Origin of the sequence: Parapedobacter soli (genome assembly GCF_025460835.1) — a bacterium.
GTDB classification, from domain to species: domain Bacteria; phylum Bacteroidota; class Bacteroidia; order Sphingobacteriales; family Sphingobacteriaceae; genus Parapedobacter; species Parapedobacter soli.
Map to the genome: position 1 here is coordinate 1 of NZ_JAMXAY010000064.1, position 22,812 is coordinate 22,812.

A 22,812-nucleotide genomic window follows, 5' to 3' on the forward strand; every position below is an offset into this window, starting at 1 on the left:
AGATAATAACAAATAAGATTTTAAATGAAATAATTGAAAACGAATTATAATATGCATAAGATGGTTATAATTAAACGATCACCCGCATGTTACCAATTTGCTGCCGGTGCGTTTGCAATATTAATTAAAAATGATAGAAGTTTGCGTGTTTTCTGAAATTTTAATGCGGTGTTAAGAACGCATCTATGTCATTCATCCTGCGCCTACAGCACCAATTCATGGTACAGCTTTTCAAATGTAGCCTTTAAATCAGCGGAAAAACCCATGTGTGGTTTTGAGGTCTGGATGCTGGAGCTTTTTACTGCCGTGATCCAGCGGAACCGCTCCGTGATTTCCAGTTGTGCGATCGGGCCTGCATCGGCCGAACCGGAGCAGATCCGGGCAAACGATTCCAAATTTTCTTTCAGCTGACCGATGTCAAACTCGTTGCAAAAGCTCCGGATCTTTTCTTCGGGAATATGGTATTCAAAACGAATGAAACGCTTGTGTTTGCTGAACAGGATCAGACCCACATTGATGAATTCTTCCCGTTCTACCCGTGGAACGACCCGAATGACGGCATAATGATAGATATCTTTACCTTGCATCTTCAGCGGCTTTTAGAAAAACAGCGGCGTGTGCCAACCGGTTCGACAAAAACTGATAATATACCTCACGGATCCCATCGTTTGACGGACCTTCTTCCCAATTCAGAAATGCGTCGGGGATTTTGTTGACGATTTCGCGCAATACCCCATCGTTCAGCTTTTCACAAAATTCCTGGTGCGCTTTCTGAAGTTCAGATGCTTTGGACAGCAGGGCGTGGTCTTTGATCAGCGGAAAAGGTGTTTCGGATGTCTGCTTCCAGTTGTCCCACGAGTGATGAAAATAAAACGAGGCACCGTGGTCAATCAGCCATAATTCTTTGTGCCAGATCAGCAGGTTGGTGTTACGGAACGTACGGTCCACATTGGTAATAAAACTATCCAGCCAGACGATCTTTGAAGCCAGCAGAGCATCACAGTCATTTATCGCCACATCATACGTCATAGCGCCGGAAAGATAATGCAGGCCCAGGTTTAATCCTTTGCTGGATTTCAGCAAATCCTGGATCTCCTCATCGCCTTCGGCCCGTCCGAAAGCTTCATCCAATTCGACAAAAACCAATTCAGGAACGGGAAGCCCCAGGTACTTTGCCATCAATCCGCCCAAAAGCTCGGCGATCAATGCGGTGACCCCGTGACCTGCGCCACGGAATTTAATCACATATTTAAAGTCATCACTCGCCTCTGCCAAAGCCGGCAGTGAGCCTCCTTCGCGTAACGCCGTGATATAACGTGTAACGGTAACGGTCCGTAAATCCGGAATCATCTGGCCCTGAACTTTATGGTTTTCATTCCTGTCAATAGCCGGCCGGGCAGGATACAAAATAGATGTATAACCCTCCCTGACCGCATGGCAATATAGAAATCGTTTTTAATAATACCGCCACATCATGATAAATTTCGTGAAAGTAATCCGCTCCGGCACCTACTGACACCCCCGCATCATCTGTCTCAGCTGCTCAAAAAGTGATGGTCAGCCCGCCATCAACTGTTACAACAGAACCGGTAATATACGATGCATCAGGTCCTGCGAGAAAATAGACTACACCGGCAATCTCTTCCGGCCGGCCGGGCCGTTTCAATGGCAGATGATCATATTTGAGATAATTATCATAAAACCATTCAGTTTCCAGTTCATTCCGGCCCTGGTCATCTATTGACATAGGTGTATCAATGAATCCGGGGGCAATGGTATTGGCCAGGATACCTCTCGGCACCAGTTCCAGCGCCAGGGAACGGGTAAACTGAGTGATCGCTGCTTTGGACATGCCATATCCTGAGCTGCCTTTTTCAACCCGGTCACTATGTATGGATGTCACATTGATAATCCGCCCGCCATCGGCCATCAGCGGAACCAATGCTCTGGCACTTCTTATATTTCCATACAGCATGACCTGCAAGGCGTTGTCCCATTCGGTAAAATCAGACTGCAATACATGCAGCGACCGGGAGATACCGATACTGTTTACCAGTACATCAAAACTGCCCCATTGGACGCTGATGAGGTCAGTGAATACCTGCAGCCGCCCGGTGTCCCGGATATCCAGCTGAAAAGCCAGGTGCCCTTCGCCCTCCAAACTGTTTTTGGCCGACTCCGCCTTTTTTCCATCAGAAGAAGCAATGAGTACCTGCCAGCCTTCCCGGGCAAACCGTTGGGCAGTAGCCTTCCCGATACCCGACGATCCACCTAAAACAACTACTTTCTTTCTTACTGCCATATCGCTAATACGTCGCGCGCCCTCCGGACACATCGTAAATAAAACCCGTCGAAAAGCTATTTTCCGGCGATACGATAAAACCCGCCATGGCAGCCACTTCATCTACCGTACCTAACCGGCCCATCGGTATCCTGCTGGTCATATACGCCAGCTGTTCTGGCGCGGTGTCCTGGTTCATAGCTGTTTTAATAACCGCCGGAGCAAGCCCATTAATTGTAATTCCCTTATCAGCAAATTCTTTCCCCAATCCTTTTACCAAACCAATCACTCCTGCTTTGGTGGATGAATAACCGGCCATAAACGGGTTACCTTCTTTTCCGGCAATGGAAGCAATCAGCAGCATCCGGCCATATCCCTGTTTAACCATGTAGCCTAACCCGTATTTTGCCATCAGGAAAGTGCCACGGAGGTTCACCCCGTATACCTTATCATAATCTTCCGTGCTATAATCGAGGATAGAGGTATTGGTTGGGCCCACCATACCGGCCGAATTAACCACAATATCCACCCGGCCGAATGTTTCATAAGCCTTCGTATATCCCCCCACTACATCGGCTTCCCGTGAGACATCCGCTTTCCACCCCACTGCCGTGTAGCCTGCGGCTCTTAGATCCTCCAGCGTGTTTTCCAAAGCGGCAGCACTGATATCAAAAAGTACTACTTTCGCACCCTCGCCCGCTAACCGGAAAGCGATGGCCCTTCCAAGCCCGTCACCACCTCCGGAGATAACGGCTACCTGATCACTGAATCGTCCAATCATTGTCTGTTCTTTTATAAGGAGGGGGTTTGGTACACCATACGCTCCCCTACCCGTATTTCTATATTTAACACATACTTTTGCAATCCGCCGGTATTTACGGTGAGGCCCAGCCCCGCTTCCTCCGGTATCCTAATCTGTCCGTTTGCATCGGGCAGGATCCTGTCCGTCGTCATATCCAGCGCCAGTTGCTGAGGTTCCACCGGATATTCACATATGATATCCTTTTCCAGGCCTGCATAGGGCTGTAAGGATGCGCTGAGTGCCAAATGGGAGGTGAACGTATGGTTCACATAGGTCATTCCCCTGGCCGCAGCGGTATCAGCTACCCGCTTCGCCTGCGTGATGCCACCGATACGGCCCGTATCAATCTGGATGAACTGCAGCCCTGCATAGTCCATCATAGCAGCCGCCTGTACGTAATTATTGCACCCTTCACCAGCCGCTAACCGTACGGTGGGCTCACTTACCGACAACTGCCGGTACGCCCCCAGTGCCATGTTCGTAAAGGGCTCTTCCAGCCAATACACATCGGCATCCTTTAATGCCTTTAACCGTTTTTCAGCCGCATCGGTATCCTCCTTCCAGACCGTTCCGATATCTACCATCAGGTACCGGTCCGGGCCCAGCCCTTCACGGGCCGCCCGGAAGTGAAGAGCATCCGCAGCGGCATCCTGCCGGCCGATGGGGCCCCAACCAAATTTAACCGCGTGATAGCCCGAAGCCCCGGCAAGGACTGCCTTTTCGTAGGTCCGTTCCGGCGTATCACCAAAAAGCTGGGAAGCGTAGGGAGTTTTCGCGTAGGCCTGCTTATATCCCAGCAAATGGAAAACCGGCTCTCCCAGCTTTTTACCCAACAGATCCCACAGCGCGATATCAATCCCTGACAGCGTATGGTCCGCCTGCAGCAGGTCAAAACTATGGGTGTGTACCGTATCCGCTATCCTGCGGATATCTGCCGGCTCATTCAGCGCCATCCCTTCCACTGCATAGCTGACCGGCTTGCAAGCACTGTGCGACATCGGACAGACATAGGCCGCTATAGTTGGCAACGGTGCCGCCTCGCATTCACCCCAACCCTCCAGACCACCGGCACGTATGCGTACCAATGCAGCATCCTGACTACCATCCCCGATGTCCAGTACTTCCGGCATCCGTAAGTAAAAAAAATCTACTGATTCAATTTTCATCTATTTTCTCCTGCATAAATCGTTACAGTTGTCTGTATTTTTTCGCCGGGATCGAGCACACTGCATTGACCTAAGCCCGCGGCCTCACCAACACTCACCGGCATCGCTGATGCGGGTTCAAGGATGGCGGTGTAATGGTCCAGAAACTGCCCATACGACGCAAAATACCATTGATAGGGGAACACGGTCTGATCATATTGGTACGAAAACAGGTGTTGTCCCTTTTCTGAAATGAAGCCCATTTTCCCTTCCGGCGAATCGTATAAGTAAAAAAAGTCCATCGTGCCATTCTTTGCCGGCACCACGGCGGCATCTACCCCCCGCACAAACGGCCATTGAAACTCACCGGCATCCGGGAAACGCGAAGACTCGGGATAGACCACCCTTCCTTTCCCGGCTCTGCTTACCAGGCGGTCCCCTTCCCTGATGCGCAATGCTGCGTGAAGTTTCCATAAAAAGTGCCGCCGGACGCCCGACCGGTTCTCAATCCGGTATTCTATTTTGATTTTTGGTGCGTCGGCATGCAGGTGAAGTGCCTTTTCATAGAATAGCCCGCTGCGCGGCAGCAACCCGTAAACCGACAGGCACTGATCAGAAAGCTTGTAGTCCAGCTGAGTAGTCCATAGTTCGCCATGATCCGGATATGCCACTCCGTCCACGGTTTCGGGGATATCATTCGGCAACAGTTCATCAATACCCCCCCAGAAATTACTGTCATAATCCGCGCCGGCTTCCTGCTCCGCAAGTGGCAGCCCGTCATTATGCCATAGAAACTCGTTTTTTAATTGCTTATTGTATACGCTGGTGACCTTCCCACCCAATGAAGGGGCAACTTCAACACGCAGGTCGTCATTTTCAATGGTGAGCAGTCGCACACCGTTTACACTTCGTTCAGATTGTATCATATTCATTAGATATTCGTCGATGCACTAAATCTCCCAATTCGGCCATCAGGAGGTCGTCCTGTGGATAGCTGAAACCCAGGTGCTGGCGGTAACCTTCCGCATAGGTGCATCCTGCCAGCTTCCCGTTACGTTCACCAAAATTTTTCATCAGGATAATATATTCATCCACCCCCGACATCTTCTGCAACCACTCCCGTTGACTGCTGTGGCACCCAAGCATGTGTTCTTTGATCTCCATTACTGACCCGATATCGACCAGAATATCGCCCTGGATTGCATGGCCCAGTCGGTCCTTCCCTTGGACCGCATCCGCATAATACAGATGGGGCACGCGCGCTATCGGCGTCGTACCGGTGATGCGGATGTTCGGTATAACGGCCGCCATACAGGCCGACTGCGCCAGATGGCTGGTAATCTCATGGTCCAGCATGTAGTCAGAAGGACTGGCCGTAATCACCAAAGCGGGGTTCACTTTTCTGAAAAGTGTAACGACGTTCATCAACGTCGGTGTATCATACATAATACGTACGTCTTCGCTTTCCAGACAATAATACTGACCGTTCAGCACGGCAGCCGCTGCTTCCGCTTCCTTTCTGCGCACCGCACTGATCTCTTCCGGCCCCCATATCACCGATCCTGCCTGGCCCGGGGTCATAGTTGCAATGACAACTTCCCATCCGCGTGCCGACAGTAAAGCCAGCGTGCCGGCACTCAGTATTTCCGCGTCATCCGGGTGCGCCATCAGGCACAATACTTTTCTGTTTTCTATCATATTATTCCCTTGAGCACAGATCTTTTTTGTTTACCACCATTTGATATAAAGTACCACATATACGATGACCATCACGGCCCACCACAGTCCCGCTGATTGCCACCAGGGGCGCTGAGGCTCTCCGTCTGGCAGTCTTAGCAAGCGGAGTGACCAGGTAAGCCGTTCGATTTCGGCAGCCGGTCGCGGAGCTGTCAGCCAACTAACGGTAATCAATATCAGGACACAAACCGCCTGCGTAACGCCGCCGATCACGTAAAAATTTCCCAGGTTATAGGAGGCAATCGTCTCCGCTGTAAACAACAGCGGGATAATAACCAGCTGAATCACCGCCCCAAGGGGTATACCGGCGATCAGTATGGTGAGGCAGGCAGCCGGAGTAGCCCGCTTCCAGAACATACCTGCCAGGAAACACGTGGCTACAGGAACAGCCAGGTAGGTAGACATGGATTGGAAATATAAGAAAATACCACCCATCTTTCCGATCAGCGGGGCATATAACACGCTGAACGCCATCAAACCAAAGGTACACCACATGCCTACCTTCACCAGCTTCCGATCATCCGCATTCTTATGAATCCATTTTTTATATACGTCATATGTGAATAACGTAGAAATCGAATTCAGAAAAGCCGATACCGTCGACATCACGGTGGCAAGAATGCCCACTATAATGAGCCCCCTCATACCTTCCGGTATCAAATTGGCAATGAGCATCGGATAAACGCTATCTACCTGCTCTGCCGTCACCAGATATTCGCTGTGACCTGTAAAGGCCAATGCGCGGGCCATCATTCCGGGAAAAATCTCCAGAAAGGGGCGCAACAATACAAAACCCAACGCAAAGACTATGGCCATGCGTACATCCCATTCTGATTTTGCACCGAATCCCCGCTGCACCAACGCCTGATTGATACACGAATAAAATAGTTGCAGGTTTAGTAACGACAGGACCACCGCATGCCATGGCATCACCGGTGTATCCATGGGCTGCATCAGGTGAAACCCACCCGGAGCATGATCGACGATATCCTGCCAACCATTCGGAAGCTTATTATAGCCCAGATAAAACAGGATACCTCCGGCCAGAAACATAAGGATAAACTGAAAAACCGAAGCATTGATCATGGAGGTCATTCCTCCGGTTATCGTGAAGACACCCGAAACAAGTCCCAACACGAGAACACCCTGCCAAAGCGGCACGTCATATATGACCTCAAAGAGTTTTGCCCCCCCATATAATACTACCGCAAGGCTCAGAAACACATAACTCAATAACAACAACACGCTGAATACATCCTGACTACGTTTGTCGAACCGCTCACCCAGATACTGCGGCATCGTCACGATATTATTTCTAAGATACAGCGGAAAGAACCAGTATATCAAGGCTGTATACACTAAGATGGCTATCAGGTATGAATTCACAAGGGGTAATCCTACCAGGTATCCCATGCCATTCATGCCGATCAATTGTTCGGAATTAAGACCGGTCGCTACATAAGCCGTCCCGATCGCCCACCAGGGTAACATTCCTTTGGAGGTGAAATATTGTGCAGCACTTTCTTTTTTTCCACGGGCTGACCATACACCTATGATAATGATGATGATAAAATAGCCGGCAATCGTCGCAATATCCAACATATATGGCATGCTCATTGGAACTCCCTTTTTTTGATCTCAAACTCTTGTTTACCCGCAGCCAGCTGATACGATTCTCCTCCCCATTCAAACACGCCGTCCGTATCCGGCGGCAGAGAAACAGCAACAAACAAACGCCGCTCCCCTTTCCGCTTCAGCTGTAAGGAAATTTCGCCTTTGGGATGCGGCATGACCGCTTCCAGGCGGGTCAGCTTTCCCAAGGAGGGTTGAATGCGGACCTTTCGGAAACCGGACGACGCCGGTCTGATTCCGGCGACTGTTGCCAGCAACTCATAGTTGGGACTGGCGCTCCAGGCATGGCAGTCGGACCGGGTAGGTTCCGGAGTCTCTGCAAACGTGGTCAGCCCCAGGCTAAGCATTTCTTTCCATCCGTCCAGTTGTGACAGGTACGCCTCACTCATCAATACTTTTTCCAACGCCCGGTTCAGGTAAAAGCGGAAATAATAGGTACATGGCGTCAGGGAGGAATCATTCAGTACGCGGTGCATCAGACCAACCGATTCTTCCCGGGAGAACATCCCACAAAGAATAGCAAAAATCTGCGCATGCTGGCTGAACGCTGCACTACCGGGTGTATCCTCTAACAGTTGCTTTTCAGACACCCAACAACGTTTTTTAACCGATTCAACAATCCCTCCAGCCTGCGACCGATAAGTGGTCGCACGTTCCGTTTTTCCAAAATACGACATCAGATCAGCTGCCTGCTGCAGGGTGTACGCGTATTGGAGTGAAATGATCGCTGATTGTCCGGACTCCCCTCCGAGGGGCACCCCACCCACCGAACGGTCCTGATCCCACGGCCGGAACGCCCAGTCTACAAAATTCCACCAAGGCAATCCGCCGAGCATACCCTCCTGATTGAGATGCCGCCCGAACCACGACAGTACCGCATCCGCCTGATCCAGATACGCTATCACGAATTGTTCATCAGGCCGATGCATCCAATAGTCCCACAACATCGTCACCCAGACAAGGGAAAAGGTAGGTATTATTTGTTTTCTGTGGGTGGGATACCTGCTCATCGTAAGCCCTGAAGACTGGTGCGACTCGGCGAACTGTGCAATGGCATTCCTCATCAATCGATCGTCCCCCGATACATACAGCGATATCAGTGCCTGAATTTTCGTATCCCCCACGTATTGGAGCTGCTCATAATAGGGACAATCGTAGTAAGTTTCACCAGCGCACAGGCGTGCAGTCCGCCATCCCACATTCCATATGTCACGGTACACCGGGTTATCTGTAGTAACCTGTGCCCGCTCCACAAAGGGGTAAGCGGTGAAGACCGACCGGATGTCGTCTATTATCAAGGGAGTTGCTTTGGTTTCGATCTCCATTTTTACATAACGGAACGTGCGGAACCACAAAGGGGTAAATGTTTGACCTTCGGTTCCCCCACCGATTATTTCATCGTAAATAACCTTGCCCATCTGTTTTCCGTCCGTGTGATCTCGGTGTCCTTTATTTCCGTTTTCATCCACCAGCGCTTCGGCATACTTCAACCGGATCATCGCATCTTTGCCCTGACTGAAAGCTATCTGCGGATAAGCAGTTGTCAGTTCTCCCTGATCCAGCAGAATAGTACAGCTCGTACCGGCGGGAATTTCCCATCGGGAACTGCCGTCGATGACCACGCGCTGCAGGGGTATGCCGGCCGTCCGCACGACGCGGCGGAAACGCTGATCGGTATACTCCATCATAGGAATTCGTCGCGGCAACAGCTGCCAATCCCAGCTACCGAACACCCCATGTGGAATTCCGCGTCCGACGCCCCTGGCTTGCTCCCAAGCACGATCATCAAAGTCCAACGACCGCCACGAAGCCGGATGCCGTTCCGACCGAAAACGTTCACCCGGTCCCACCACCGTACCTGTTCCGGCTAACCGGATCGGCGAAAAGGCATCATCGTGATAGACCTTCCAGCTTTCGTCGGTATTGAGTATTTCTTCCGCATCCGATTCACCCTGTATGATAAGCCCCGTCCGATGCGACATCTGTGCATAAGGAGCATATTCGCCCATATTCCAGACCTGCACAGCCACTACATTATCACCTTTTACGAGATAAGGCGACAGATCCATTGAGTCAAAGAACCAGTGATCGGTATCCGACCGGGCGGGTCCCGCCGCAACCATCTGTTCATTGATATAGAGCCGGTACCGGTTATCGGCTGAGAGGTGGATCACAAAATGTTCCGGAATTTCCGACAATACGACCTTTTTACGATAGAGATATACTCCGAAATCGCGTCCCGAATCATTCGGCTTATGAATCCATTTACCTTTCCATATCTCCGATGTCCACCGGGGGTTCAGACGGCTCAATTCCTGCCCATGAATCCTCGCCACCGCAAAGGCACTCAGCATCATCAACACCAGAATAACCCGGTACCAATAACTGTGTTTTGTTAACAACGGTAGGTGCATGTTATTCCTGTTAAAATGGTCCCGCCTCCGTGATGCTCACTGCCTTCGATGACGCACCAGGCATTTCCCCTCTCCGCCCGTGTGCCGGCACCCGGTTTCCATCCAAATCATACCAGTCAGGTGTGAGCGTTGTGGGAGCCGTGTCACCGGTTTCCTGTTTCCATCGCTGCAAAATTTCCCGCAAATGTTTCAAAACGTGCGGGTATTGTTCGTCCGCTATCAGATTAAATTGCTGATATCGATCACTTTCCAACTTATATAGTGCGAATTCCGGGGGCTTTACAAAACTATCTGCCTGCAATCCGGATAACGGTTGGGTTCCTTTTTCGAACCTTTCACGTAAGGATAAATAGGCCGGTGAAGTGACGACATCCAACGGACCGGAGAGTACCTTTTCCGGTCGCCCGTTTTCTATATAAAGAAAATCAGCATAGCGCACCATGCGTTGGTATCCTTCGTAATCGTGCCAGTTTTGTTCGGCAAAAACGTAATTACGAAACGATGCGGATGGCCGTGATAGCAAGTACGAAAAGCTCGTTCCCTGAATGGTTCTTAGATCTTTCACTCCAGCGATATCAAGTAATGTGGGCGCAAGATCAATGGTACTGATCAGGCTGGTCACGTGATGGCCATTGGGTACCCGACCCGGCCAGCTGACAAATAACGGCGTTTTTACTCCCTGATCATTTAAGCGGCACTTACTCCCCGGGAAAGCTCTGCCATTGTCTGAAAGAAAAACGATGATCGTGTTTTCGTACAGGCCCTGTTCCTTTAGTTTCTGTACAAACTCCGCCACTTTACGGTCCAGACGAGCAATCTCATTGTAATATGATGCGAGATCGCGCCGCGTGGCGGTGTCATCGGTCAAATGGGGAGGGATGTCCAGATCTTCCGGCCGATGGCTATCCTCTATCTGATCGGCCGACCAATCCCTGTGCGGGTCATAGGCTGCCATCCAGAAAAAAAAAGGCTTTGTAGTATCCCTTATATCCAACAGATGGTTCCATTGGTCTTCACCACCCGGACCGTTCTGTTCCCGGTTGACAAACAGGGTATCATACGCTTGCGCCGTAGATTTACCTTCGTGCCATTTACCTGCCAAAGCCGTAAAGTATCCTGCTCCGCGAAGTAGTCCGGGAAAGTAGGCGTATTCCTCCTCCCGTGCCGGCGTGTGTAACTCCGCGGCACCCGTGTTATGCGGATAACGGCCTGTCAGCAGACTGATCCGGCTGGGGCTGCAGGAACTGGCTGTCACATACGCATTCAAAAATCGGATTCCCGAATAAGCAAGCGCATCGAGATGAGGACTTTTCACGTCGGTATTGCCGAAACAGCCGAGATCATTCCAACTTAAATCGTCGGCTATAATCAATGCTATATTCGGCCGCTTCGGTTCACGGTATTTGGGCAGTCCCATGAGCTGCATATTCCGGAAATGCATGGCGGCATCAAATGTCCCCGGCATTTCCCACCCGAAAACAAAACTCGAAAGCGCCAAATCACTGAATTGAGTATGCTTCATAAAACCTGCCCGTTTTGCCTGAATAAACCCTTCCCAGAAGTGAGGCAATAGGTCTTCATTCATGCTATGCCAATTGACGGTGTCGCCCCGGAAACAACCGTCCCACAATCCCTCTCCCCCAGGGCCATACACAAACAGATTGGTCGTCGTTTTTTTGGTTCCGGCATCCTGAAATTTCGTTTCCGGACGATAATCCCAACGATAATCATAAACCGGAAGGCTCAATATAAAACTTTCCTTTTGATAACCAGGTGAATGGGGATTTTTATTGTGTACAAAAAACTGAATAATGAGCTGCGCGGTATGTAAGCGTTTCTCTATCTTCGTCCCCAAATGATTGATGGTATAGAGGTGTTTCCCTTCCAGGTTAAAATCCAACCGTTCATAATCCGCCAGGAAGGTGCCTTGGTCAAACCGCTGTTCCAGATACAGGTGTGGCCAAGACTCGAAAAATTCACGCGGCCGATCACCGAATTCCTCCCTCCCTTTTACTTCCAGCACGAAACTGCTGTCCGGATAAACAATCACTGTTTTGCCGGGATCCGCATAGACTACCTCCCCCCCTTTACCAACAGCCGGCTGGTTTTGACTCATATCGAATCGGCTGCCCCATTGGGCAATTTCCCATTCCGCCCCCCCAGATGCACTTTCCGGCTGCAGCACCCCACTGGTAACGCGCGCACCTTGCTTCGGGTTCAGCGTGATAAATCCCCGGGCAAACCCTTCGTCACGCAACAAACTGACAGGACGCTGCCGCTGTGTGCTTTCCTGCGCAGAAACTATTGTGCTGAAAGCTATGCACAGGCAGAGTATCCCAATGAAGTAATTATTCGTACCCCTCATTTTGCTCAATCGGGCTAATTTCTATTTCATTCCGGGGAATTGGCAGCCATATCTTATAGGGCTTCCAGTTTGCCTGAATAGCCGGGACATTGGAGTTATAAAAGCCCCGGTTGTTGGTCAGTTTCATCAGTTCCGTCTCGAATTTATTGAATCGTATCAGGTCAATCCGGCGCCACCCTTCAAAACAAAGCTCCCGCGAACGTTCCTCCAACAGTTCGTCAAGGAACACATCGCGTTTATAAACCGTCGTCAGCTGATCGAGCAGCACTTCGTCAGTGATCACCCGCTTTCTTACCTCCCGTAACCTGTCTCTCGCTCCCTGCTCATTACCGACGTGTTGTTCCACTTCTGCACTCAATAATAAGATATCCGCATAACGGAGCAGGGGGGTATTCCCGGTCGAAACAGACGCAGCCGTAGCTTTTCCTACTGGATCCCTCATTCGGAATTTAGCGATACAATAAACGCCGGTGTTCGGATTGGCAAGGGCATTGGGTTTATAATATGGAACGCCCTCAATGGTCTCTTTAGCGCTTCCGGCAGGCATGGTAGCTGAAAGATTATGGCTACGCCGGGGGTCCCGGGCGTCATAACGATAGTACATTTCACCTAAGGGTCTCGAAGTACCACTACCTGCACCGGTTGTTTGGGGTCCGGTCGGCACCAAAAAGTTGATCCACAGATTATAGTTGCCATCCACCGGGCTGGTACTGCTTTCAATCACAAACATACATTCTTCAAACTGCCAGGCTTGCGTTGTTTCCCTGAATAAATAGTCGTAATTAGCGGTCAGCTTATAACCACTGTTTGCTATGATATCATCGATAACGATCTTTGCCTGCGCGTAGGTCGCATTGACATCCACCCAATCAAATTTGTTCAGAGCCTGTGAAAGTTGCTGACCCGTGCCGTATTTTTTCGCGCTGGCCAGGTAGGTATACACTTTAGCCAGCATCCCGCCTGCCGACCATTTGTTGGCGCGGGCAGCCATTCCTGCGCGATGCGGCAGGAGCTGATAAGCTTCCCGATAGTCGGCTATGATCTGATCATAAACCTCCTTCAGTGGCTGCCGCTGAGCGGTTTCATCCTGGAGGTAATGGGTGTATACCGGCACCCCGCCGAAAAGCTTTGCCGTATACATGTAATAAAGCGCCCGAAGAAATAGTGCTTCACCCTTGACCTCTGCCCTTCTCACGGGATCCATCGGCACATTGTCAATATTATTGATCAGGTAGTTAGTACGATTGATACCCGCGAACAGCGCGAACCACATGTTGTTCAGGGATTGCATCTGGCTGGTAACGGACAACAGGCCGTATTGTGACAGGTTGACATCGGTGTAACCATCCCGCGTCACATTTTCGTCGTTTCCGGTGTAGAGTGCATGTAACAGGGTGCTTCGGAATGTTGGCCCTCCTGCCGTTCCCTGAACAGCGATGGTGTTGAGCAGACTGTAACAACCCGTCAATGCGAGCTCTGCATCCTGTGCGGTATTATAAAATTTATCGACGGATGTAAAGGAATAGGGTTTGGTATCCAGCACATCCGTGCATGACTCCATGATGGTCCCAAGAAGGAAAACCAGTAGGATGAAGAAAAAATATCGTCTCATTTTTAATTGATTTTAGGATTACTAAAATGTGGCTGTCAGACCCAGTATGTATGTCGTTGCCCGCGGATAAGAAATCCGTTCAAAACCGGGGAGCAACGTATTTGGAGAACTGATCTCCGGATCAAATCCCGTATACTTCGTCCAGGTATACAGGTTAGAACCCGTAAGGTACACTTTCACACTATTGATCCCAACATTCCGGATACTCTGATGCTGAAGGGTATACGAAAGAGAGACATTCTTCACGCGAAGCCAGGATGCATCCTCCACATAATAGCTCGATGACAGCCTGGCCGTCTCATTCACGTTGGCAGTTGTGCCGTATTCATTCGTCGGATTTTCCGGTGTCCAGCGGTTATACCACAAATCACGCTGCAAATTCATCCAGGTGGCAGGGAATGCGCCGGCAAGCCGGTATTTTGGTTCGTTGAAAATCTGATTGCCATAGGAATACTCAAGAAACACACTCAGATCAAACCCCTTGTAAGTAAAAGTGTTGGTTAAACCACCGAAAAAATCCGGAGCACTTTGGCTGATGACCTTGCGATCGTCACCCAGTCTTATCTGATTATCCCCGTTCAGGTCTTTAAATTTAAAACTACCCGGTTTAACGTTGACTCCCGCCACCGAAACAACACCCTCTTTCAATACATAGGTCCGGTTGGCATGGGGGATGCTTTCATCGCTGTCATTCTGCCAGGTAAAGTCGTCGATCTGGTAGACCCCATCGAACTCATATCCGTAAGCAGTTCCGATGGGTTGTCCTACAATAACACGGCCCACGTCCGTAATCCATCCGCCGGCAACCGTAACTGGAATAAAGCCGACATTCCCCAACTCTGTCACCTTGTTTCGGTTAGCACTGATGTTGAAATCGGTCGACCACCGGAATGAACTACCCGCAACATTGACGGTCGACAACTGGATTTCGAATCCCCGGTTTTCCATCTTGCCGAAATTTCTCCACTCAGTGAAATAACCGGAGCGGGACGCCACGTTCAGTGGCAGCAACATATCCGTTGTACGCTTTTCATATATATCAGCAGTCACGTTCAGACGGTTCTTAAACAAGACAATATCCAGACCGATATTCGCCTGACCGGTAGACTCCCACCGAAGATTCGGATTGGATCGCGACGCTGGGGCGAGACCCAGTTGGCCACCGTAGAAGGCATTTTCAACGCGGGCCATATACCGGAAAGAAGGAACCCGCTCGTTCCCTATGACCCCAATACTCGCCCGGATTTTCAAGTCGTCTACAAACGGCAACTGATTTTTCACAAAGCTCTCGTCGCCCGCACGCCAGGCATAGGCAAAGGAGGGGAAGTGGCCAAACCGGTTTCCGGGGCCGAACTTATCCGACCCATCGATCCGGTAGGTTGCCGTAAACAAATGGCGCCCAACCAGGTTGTAATTGATCCGCGTAAAATAAGACAAACGGGTATTGCCATCGCGACTGCTCAGAGTACGCTTGATAAGATTTCCTTTTGATATATCATGGATACCCGTTGATTCATCTATAAAATTAGCCTTCTCAAACAGGGAGCTTTCAAAATTATAACGGTAGTATTCGAAGGCCCCAAGTACACCCAGTGTGTGCGACTTGTTGAATCGTTTATTATACTGGAGCTGATAGGAGTTGTTAATTGAATAGGCTTGTTGTCCCTGTATCACGCCCCGCCCATTGTCCTGTGAGCCCCAGCTGGTCAGTTTTCCGTAAAACTCTTTTCCCGGGGAACTGGAGTACATTCCTCCCAGTTGCGTATAAAGGCGAAGTGACGGGAATAATTGATAGGCCAGATAAGCCGATATGTTATTACGAAGCAGCCCGACATTCTTATAACTGTTCACGATACTTTTGATCGGCGTGATATACTCCCCTTCGAAATCGTTTCGTGGATCATACAGATCGATCGGTCTGCTTATAATAATGTTTTGCACGACGCCGTTCATAATAGCCACACCGCCACCGCTGTTCGTAGCTCCATCCTGATTCGTGTACATCAGCATCTGATTGATACCCATAGATAGTTTTTTGTTTACCTCATGGTCCAACTTCAGCGTCACATTATACTTCTGGTATTCATTACTAAGTGAAATAGCGGTTTGATCGTAGTATCCCAGACTTCCACTGAAGGTGGTCCGGTCTTTTCCTCCGCTGACGGACAGGTTATGACTTTGCATATTACCCTGCCGCAATACTTCCGACTGCCAGTCGTATTTCGTCAGGGTGCTCAGATCACGGGGTGTATCCCTGTTGTCAAAAGTGCCGTCGTCGTTTGTATCGATCCAAAATAACGGACTGTTGGGTTGTTGAACACGTTGGTACTCAATAAATTCATCAGCCGAAAGGACTTCCATCTTTTTAGTCGCATGCTGTATGCCGGCGAATCCGTCATATACCACCGATGTCCTACCGGTTTTCCCTGACTTGGTTGTCACGATCACGACACCATTTGCGCCACGGGAGCCATAAATAGCCGACGCAGATGCGTCCTTCAGCACCTCGATCGACTGAATATCATTCGGGTTGAGGGCTGCCAACGGGTTCGAGGGCGTTGCATTACCGATACTGGACGAAGCAACCTCACTGGTGTTGATATCATAGGGTATACCATCTATCACAAACAACGGTGTAGAACTACCATACAAACTGCTGGCACCCCTGATGGTAATGTTCATCGCCGCAGCCGGTTCTCCCGAACTGCCGGAAATCTGTACACCGGCCAGTTTACCCTGGATAGACTCCAGAAATGAAGGGTTGCGGGCCGCTGCAATTTCTTCCGCCCGGATGCTTCCCACTGCACCCGTCAGATCGCGCCGCTTGATTTCCCCGTAACCGATGACAACCACCTCATCCAGATTGTCAGCCATCTCTATCAAAACAACATCCGCCGGCTGTAAACGGCCAGGTGTAAAATCGACAGACCGGTAACCTATGTGTGAAACGGACAGTATGGACGCAACAGATGGTGCCTGGATACGGAATAGTCCGTCGAAATCCGTAATGACCCGGACGCCATTCTCCCGACAAAAAACGGTCGCACCTGCAACACCTTTTCCTTTGTTGTCAACAACCTTTCCGGAGATCGTTACCGTTTGCTGGAGCCTGCCAGCCTTCCCCGCGATATGCTTTGTTGACGACAGGTCCGGGTTCCATGCAGGGTCGGTCAAGGCATAGGTAACTGGTATACCGACGTGACATATGCACGTCAGCATCAAAATCAACATTCTCATAGTTAATTCGTAAAAGTGTTATATAATCAACTGAATATCAAAATTCTAAAATCACGACAGCCTCTCCGCTAAAATTGCTGATGGTAACCGTCTCGCTGGCGGAATCGTACGCCCCTCCGGAAACCCTCACCGGCCGCTTGTTGTCGGGATGTGGCAGCCTGACGGTAACCGCGCCGGGTTTATCCGACCCAGTGGCTCTTACCACCGCTTCCACCCTACCATTAGCCAAATTGGAATTGACCCGCATCGAAACAGGACCGAAATAGGAATGCATATCTGCCCACTCAATCTTTTTTCCATCTTCCAGCCATCGTCTCGGGACCGCCTTCAGAAGGTGCAACGTGTCTCCGTCTTCCATCATCAGCATCCACCGGAGTTCCATCAAAAACCAGGCTTCTTCATGGGTTTTGTGCACACTTACCTGAAACAAATGTTCCCAAAAGGTATAGGTTTCCCAATCTGACGTAGAGGCAAACGTGTTATAGAACGTTTTCAGAAATGGCTTAACCATCCCTCGTTTTAGCTGTACCCAGTTATGTCTGCTATAATACGGTTGGGACAGCACCGTATTATTCAGATAAAACAGTTCCGAATGATAGTTCAACAATAAGGTCGCCAACGGATCGTCAGCTCCTATTACTTCACAAAACACCAGATACATCGGACCCAGCATGGCATCGGGAACCAGAAAAGTACCGTGTGAATAATAACGGTCGGGTTTCAGGTATAAGGCCCGCGGACCTTCAATCTCAGCCCACGGTGGTGCTGTCGGACTCCAGGTGCCGTCGCCCAGCGGCACCACAGGAGAATTCGCTACGGAATATCTGAAGGATGTCAGGATATCCTCACGCCATGCAGCGGCTTCAGTAAGTAACTTCACCGAAAGGGTAGGGTCTGTCTCCAGGTACATTTCTGCTACCCTTTTTATTCCCAGATAAGCGTAGCCGTTCAACATATATTGATGGAAATGGTCGGGCGGATCTGCGACTTTCCCCTTGATCATGCCGTACCCGCGGTTTATCAGACTGTCCACTTTACTTTGGTTCCGCCAGTCCAGCAGGTAATTCACCGACCGGAGTATTTTCTCTTTGTTGTCAGCTGCCCATTGGTGGTCTTTTGTATACCTGAAATACTCGCCTAACGTCCATAGGGCACCGCCCGTTTCTACCATATAGTGTCCGAAGTTCTGCATCATGCCATTCTCATGCTGCTTGTCCAGAAAGTACTGGATTGACCGCTTTGCCGCTTCGGTCCACCCCATACTCAGATAATATTGGATGATCGGGGAACTTTCCGTCCCAATGGGTGGATACACGCCGATCGTAGCCGCCAATACGCCTTCCGACTTCTTGCCATAGGATATAAGGTCCATATGCAATAAGCCGGCGTACATCATTTCCTCTAACCGCTTTTCGGGGAGGTGGATACGTGGTGTTTCTTTTAATTTCGCAGACCAGAATTGTTTAGCTTCCGAATAACGTTTGTCAAACGAAGTTGCTGCTTCAAAAGCCGTTACCCGCTCCTTTGCCACGGGCTTATGAAACAAATAGACGTCAAAAACCACTGAATCTCCCGGTTGAACCAATACGGCCAACTCCTGATTTTTCAACGGTTCTCCATTCATTTTCGTGATGCAGAATGCGTCGCCATTGTTCAAGGTAGAAACTCCCGTCGCCGCATCATAGCGATTCGCGGTACCAATAGCGAGCGGTATTTTAAACCAGGCATAACGCGGTACCCTGCCGTCGTTGATAGCACGCACCTGCCAGCACAACACGGTCTCATGGTCTTTTTCATTTTCCTTCGCCAATTCAGCATCCAGCGCAACCTTCTGGCTGTCTGAAAAATTCGCGCCGTGCAACGAGTTAGATGCTACGAGGTAGTTCGTGCCAACCTCATCCACCTGATGGAGCGGGTACTTCTCATTTGCAACGAAGCTGATACTATGATACCGGATATCATCGTCAATCAGTTGAGAGTGGAGAATGGGAAGCACGCCGTCCTCTAGCCTTCTGTAAATCTCAGGCGCGGTTGATTCACCCCTTCCGTAAACAAAAGAATAACGGACATTTTGGTACTTTGCCGGCTCATATGCCATCTGTTTGGCTCCCAACTTAGGAGATATAATCATGGTGGCCGGTGGCAGATTGTTATTCTTTTCGTTGACTTGGAAAATACGAATATCCCGACTGGTACCCAGCCAGGTAGGGACATACTGATTCCGGACGGTAGGATCCAGGTTTTCAAAAGAGGTCTCGTCCTCTTTTTCGATGACGTCCAGCTTGGATACCAGATTCCGGCCTGTAATCTCCCGCTCCACGTCGGCATACGAGCGGTTGTCGCCTGCCGGAAGTACGACAGCCTCATATAGCTTTACATAAACCGGGTTCGCGCTTGTTACGTCCCTCAGTAAAAAAGTAAACGGATTAGAATCGGTCGCTACGGATACAGCGGTCGGCAAGGGTCCGGCCGTTGTATTTGCATCCTCAATATACACGGCGATTCTGGCAGATTTACCGGACTTGACTGAAAATAAGTTGCCTTTAACCGTTCCGGTCCCGGCCAGTATAGCCAGTTTTTGAAGTACGCCGTTTTTAATCTCAATATGCCCGGACACCTTCCCGGGAGCATTCCATTCGATCTCAACAACCTTTGATTTAACAGGGTATCCTCTACCCCAGACCGCCCCCCCTAGCAGGCAAATCAGTAAAGTCAACCACGGTTTTAAGTAACTTCTTCTCTGCATAATACTTAATTTTATAATTGATTCAGCGAACGTGTACTATTGCAAATGTAGCGCATTGTTTCATCGCCTGAACACCACCCTGTTTGCCATTAACGATACTATATTTACATATACACCCTCAATATACCCCGATTCGTTAAATTTATATAACTTCAATGCCATTTCTTGGGAGCAGCGGTGTCCTGATAGGTAACTTCAATCTCCAATGTTACTTTACCGGGTGCCACCTGGCCTTTGAGCTCCAGATAGTGGGTCTTATGCGCCCTGTTTTTGGAGTTCGTGTACAGGCCGACCGGAACATCCTTCCCGTTAAGTTTCGCGGCAGTAATGACGGCTTTTCCAGGATCTGAAAAACCGAACTCAATGATCGCATCCTGCTGCTCATCCCGATCCAGCCCGTAACGTTCAATGAACGGTAAAATAAATTCAGTCTGATACGTTACGGTTCCTGCCTTCGGCGGAAGTTCTGCCAAAGCTACGGACGGCTGTCTATAGGCTGGAGGGTACAACCGCTTCGTTGTTCTGGAAGCATTGGTCCGCTCAACATCCACTTTCAGTACAACCTCATAATCTTCCGAAAAGGCATTGTGAATATAAGCCCCCAGGAATCCTTCGTGTTGTGCGACAGGAAACTGACGGTAGGAAGAATCCTTACCAACACGCCAGCGCGTAAGCGTCGTCGGAGCTTCTTCCCTGGGCCCCTGAACAGACAAGAACGCTTGATTTTCCTGTACCTGAAGAAGCGTCGCATGTACCGGAAAAGTGAACATAGGCACCAACGAATGATGGGCTGCAGTTACTTCTCTAACCCGCTCCCCATCAGGCAACACCAATGCGATCTGTTTTTGCCTGCCTTGAGGTATCTTCAGGGTAATATAGTATCCGTCTCCGGACTTGTCTATCCGAAGCGGTGACGCACCGTATACGGCGGGTGGTGACTGATTGGTGTAAGGTTCTACACGCACGAAACGGACCTGATAAGGAGCTAACGTAAATTGAATCGTATCACCCCGCCGGGCAAAAGGAACCGGCTGTTCGATGATCGGCCCGCTTTCCGGATAGATCTCCGACAACAGAAACGCATTTCCTTCCGATAGCCCGATAGTCCCACCGAGTACCAGTTCCTTGTGTACCGGAAAGGCATTCTGATTCACAAAACACAAAAAGCCGCGATCCTTTTTGATATGTCCGTATACTTCGGCCGCACCCGTACCCGGAGCGTCTCCCAGCTGACTGGTATGTTTCCAAACATCAAAGTTATCCCGAATAAAATCCAGCCAATGTCTGATGAATTTTTTCATTCGTGCGTTATCCTTGCTGGATACACGGTCCAAAAAAGAGCGGATCTCTCCCAAACCGAGATTAGGTGTTACGGCAAGCCCCTGTAAAAAGCTATATTCAAACACACGTGGATCAGCTAAACGGCTATTGGGTGCGATGTAATACTCATAGTTCGTAAACGCCCTGTATGGGACAAAATATCGGTTATGCACGCTGACCATTTGCTCACGACGACCGTCACCCAGGTTCTTCAGAATATTCAGGTGCGGAGCGTACTGCCGTACGTGCGGGTCCGTTAAATAAACGTTTGGATTATACCATATCAACTTGGGCATTAACTCCAGCCAGTTGCCGCTATTCGACCAAACCAAGAAGTTTTCATCCGTCTCATTCAGTGCACTCATCATCTTTACCAATCCTTTGATTTGCTGATAGGTATCGCCGGGAGGATGATGGTGATCATTCGCATAACAGGGTTTTATATTTAGAAAATCCAGACAGATAATCTGCAACCCGTACTTTTTATTGTGCTCGACCAGCCGGTTGGTCATCATGTCGACATACTCATCTACGGCCAGGCATTCACGGTGTGCCAGTCCTCCACCCGGTTCTCTGATCTTCCAGTCGGGCCTGTTTAGCTTACGTTGCGTAAAGTTGTAATGCGGACAGTACAGACCCTGTGGTACCACATAATCACCCATCCTTACACCTAACGATTTGGCGATACGCTGTAGACTATCCATGTTTCTCCCGGTCTGCTCGCCGTCCGGCCAATCAAAAACTCCTTCAAACACCTGGTAGTATTCAATACCGAGCTCAGCATTTAGATGCAGGTCTTCTGCTACCAATTCCGGACTCAGCGATACCGTCGGATTATCATACATAGAATAAAAAATACGTCCTTCACGAACATCCGTCATTCGATTCGTTATTCCCGCAGACAAAACCATCGGCCGTTCAAACCGCGCAGGAAACCGCCTCTCAATATAGGTTGAAACAGCCTCAATCTCCGCCCGGTCAAATTCTCCGACCATCTCGCCGGATAGTTTACAGGCACCTATACTTAGACTATGCGGTTGATAGGTCTGGCCTTCACCTAATAGAACGCTGGCAGGATACTGAATACCCGTGCTGTCTATTCGACTGTAAGGAAAATCCAACGATAGAAAAAAGGAAATCCCTTTTTTGCGTATAAACAGCACGTTATCCATAAGCTTTGTTGAATGAACTACTCGTTCAACACCTTTTTCCCACGCGCCAGCGAACCAAATAACATGATTCAGACGAGTCTCTTTTTCTGATTTTGCGGTCAGATACAGTGTCGTGAAATCGTCTTCTGACTTTGTCCATTCAGTTTTCAACTTGCCTGCTGCATCCAATCGAAACAATTCACCCTTAAAGGTTAGCTGTTGGTTTCCACCTGCCAATCTGACCATTCCGTTTTCAACCTTGATCTTAACAGGGACAAACCGGTCGCCCGACCAATTGAATTTCGGCCGATCATGCGCCCTGATAGCGAAGCAAGAACTGACAAAAAAAATGAATACCATAATCACTTTT

General features: G+C 49.6%; 14 protein-coding genes. All 14 read right to left on the reverse strand.

The window, feature by feature from the left end:
• Positions 1–203: 203 nt before the first annotated feature.
• Positions 204–587, reverse strand: coding sequence for a DUF3037 domain-containing protein (locus tag NGM62_RS19130; protein WP_262249915.1), 384 nt, complete (start codon positions 585–587; stop codon positions 204–206).
• Entirely contained in the window at positions 577–1,350 is a 774-nt protein-coding gene (locus NGM62_RS19135; RefSeq protein ID WP_262249916.1) for a HipA family kinase, read from the reverse strand. Before NGM62_RS19135 ends, NGM62_RS19130 begins: the two co-directional genes overlap by 11 nt.
• Positions 1,351–1,543: 193 nt before the next feature.
• Positions 1,544–2,302: an SDR family NAD(P)-dependent oxidoreductase gene (locus NGM62_RS19140; RefSeq protein WP_262249917.1), complete on the reverse strand. Its 759-nt coding sequence runs from the start codon at positions 2,300–2,302 to the stop codon at positions 1,544–1,546.
• Between the two features lie 4 nt (positions 2,303–2,306).
• The gene (locus NGM62_RS19145; protein WP_262249918.1) at positions 2,307–3,062 is read right to left on the reverse strand and encodes an SDR family NAD(P)-dependent oxidoreductase; all 756 of its coding nucleotides are present in this window, start codon (positions 3,060–3,062) and stop codon (positions 2,307–2,309) included.
• Between the two features lie 11 nt (positions 3,063–3,073).
• On the reverse strand, positions 3,074–4,249 hold the full coding sequence (locus NGM62_RS19150; protein WP_262249919.1) for a mandelate racemase/muconate lactonizing enzyme family protein: 1,176 nt from the start codon (positions 4,247–4,249) through the stop codon (positions 3,074–3,076).
• Complete coding sequence (locus NGM62_RS19155; protein ID WP_262249920.1) at positions 4,246–5,154, reverse strand: DUF5107 domain-containing protein; 909 nt, start codon at positions 5,152–5,154, stop codon at positions 4,246–4,248. The genes NGM62_RS19150 and NGM62_RS19155 overlap by 4 nt, the downstream gene beginning before the upstream one ends.
• Positions 5,141–5,926 (reverse strand): PIG-L deacetylase family protein, encoded by a 786-nt coding sequence (locus tag NGM62_RS19160; protein WP_262249921.1) that lies wholly within the window; start codon positions 5,924–5,926, stop codon positions 5,141–5,143. The genes NGM62_RS19155 and NGM62_RS19160 overlap by 14 nt, the downstream gene beginning before the upstream one ends.
• Before the next feature lie 30 nt (positions 5,927–5,956).
• Positions 5,957–7,582, reverse strand: a complete 1,626-nt coding sequence (locus NGM62_RS19165; RefSeq protein WP_262249922.1) for an SLC5 family protein — start codon at positions 7,580–7,582, stop codon at positions 5,957–5,959.
• Positions 7,579–9,999 (reverse strand): alpha-L-rhamnosidase-related protein, encoded by a 2,421-nt coding sequence (locus tag NGM62_RS19170; RefSeq protein WP_262249923.1) that lies wholly within the window; start codon positions 9,997–9,999, stop codon positions 7,579–7,581. Before NGM62_RS19170 ends, NGM62_RS19165 begins: the two co-directional genes overlap by 4 nt.
• A 22-nt stretch (positions 10,000–10,021) precedes the next feature.
• On the reverse strand, positions 10,022–12,376 hold the full coding sequence (locus NGM62_RS19175) for a sulfatase family protein (protein ID WP_262249924.1): 2,355 nt from the start codon (positions 12,374–12,376) through the stop codon (positions 10,022–10,024).
• Positions 12,360–13,988 (reverse strand): RagB/SusD family nutrient uptake outer membrane protein, encoded by a 1,629-nt coding sequence (locus NGM62_RS19180; RefSeq protein WP_262249925.1) that lies wholly within the window; start codon positions 13,986–13,988, stop codon positions 12,360–12,362. Before NGM62_RS19180 ends, NGM62_RS19175 begins: the two co-directional genes overlap by 17 nt.
• Positions 13,989–14,009: 21 nt before the next feature.
• Complete coding sequence (locus NGM62_RS19185; protein WP_262249926.1) at positions 14,010–17,225, reverse strand: SusC/RagA family TonB-linked outer membrane protein; 3,216 nt, start codon at positions 17,223–17,225, stop codon at positions 14,010–14,012.
• A 37-nt stretch (positions 17,226–17,262) separates the two neighbouring features.
• Positions 17,263–19,971 (reverse strand): hypothetical protein, encoded by a 2,709-nt coding sequence (locus tag NGM62_RS19190; RefSeq protein WP_262249927.1) that lies wholly within the window; start codon positions 19,969–19,971, stop codon positions 17,263–17,265.
• 152 nt (positions 19,972–20,123) lie between these two features.
• The coding region (locus tag NGM62_RS19195; protein ID WP_262249928.1) for a hypothetical protein at positions 20,124–22,812 on the reverse strand (2,689 nt) is incomplete at its 5' end.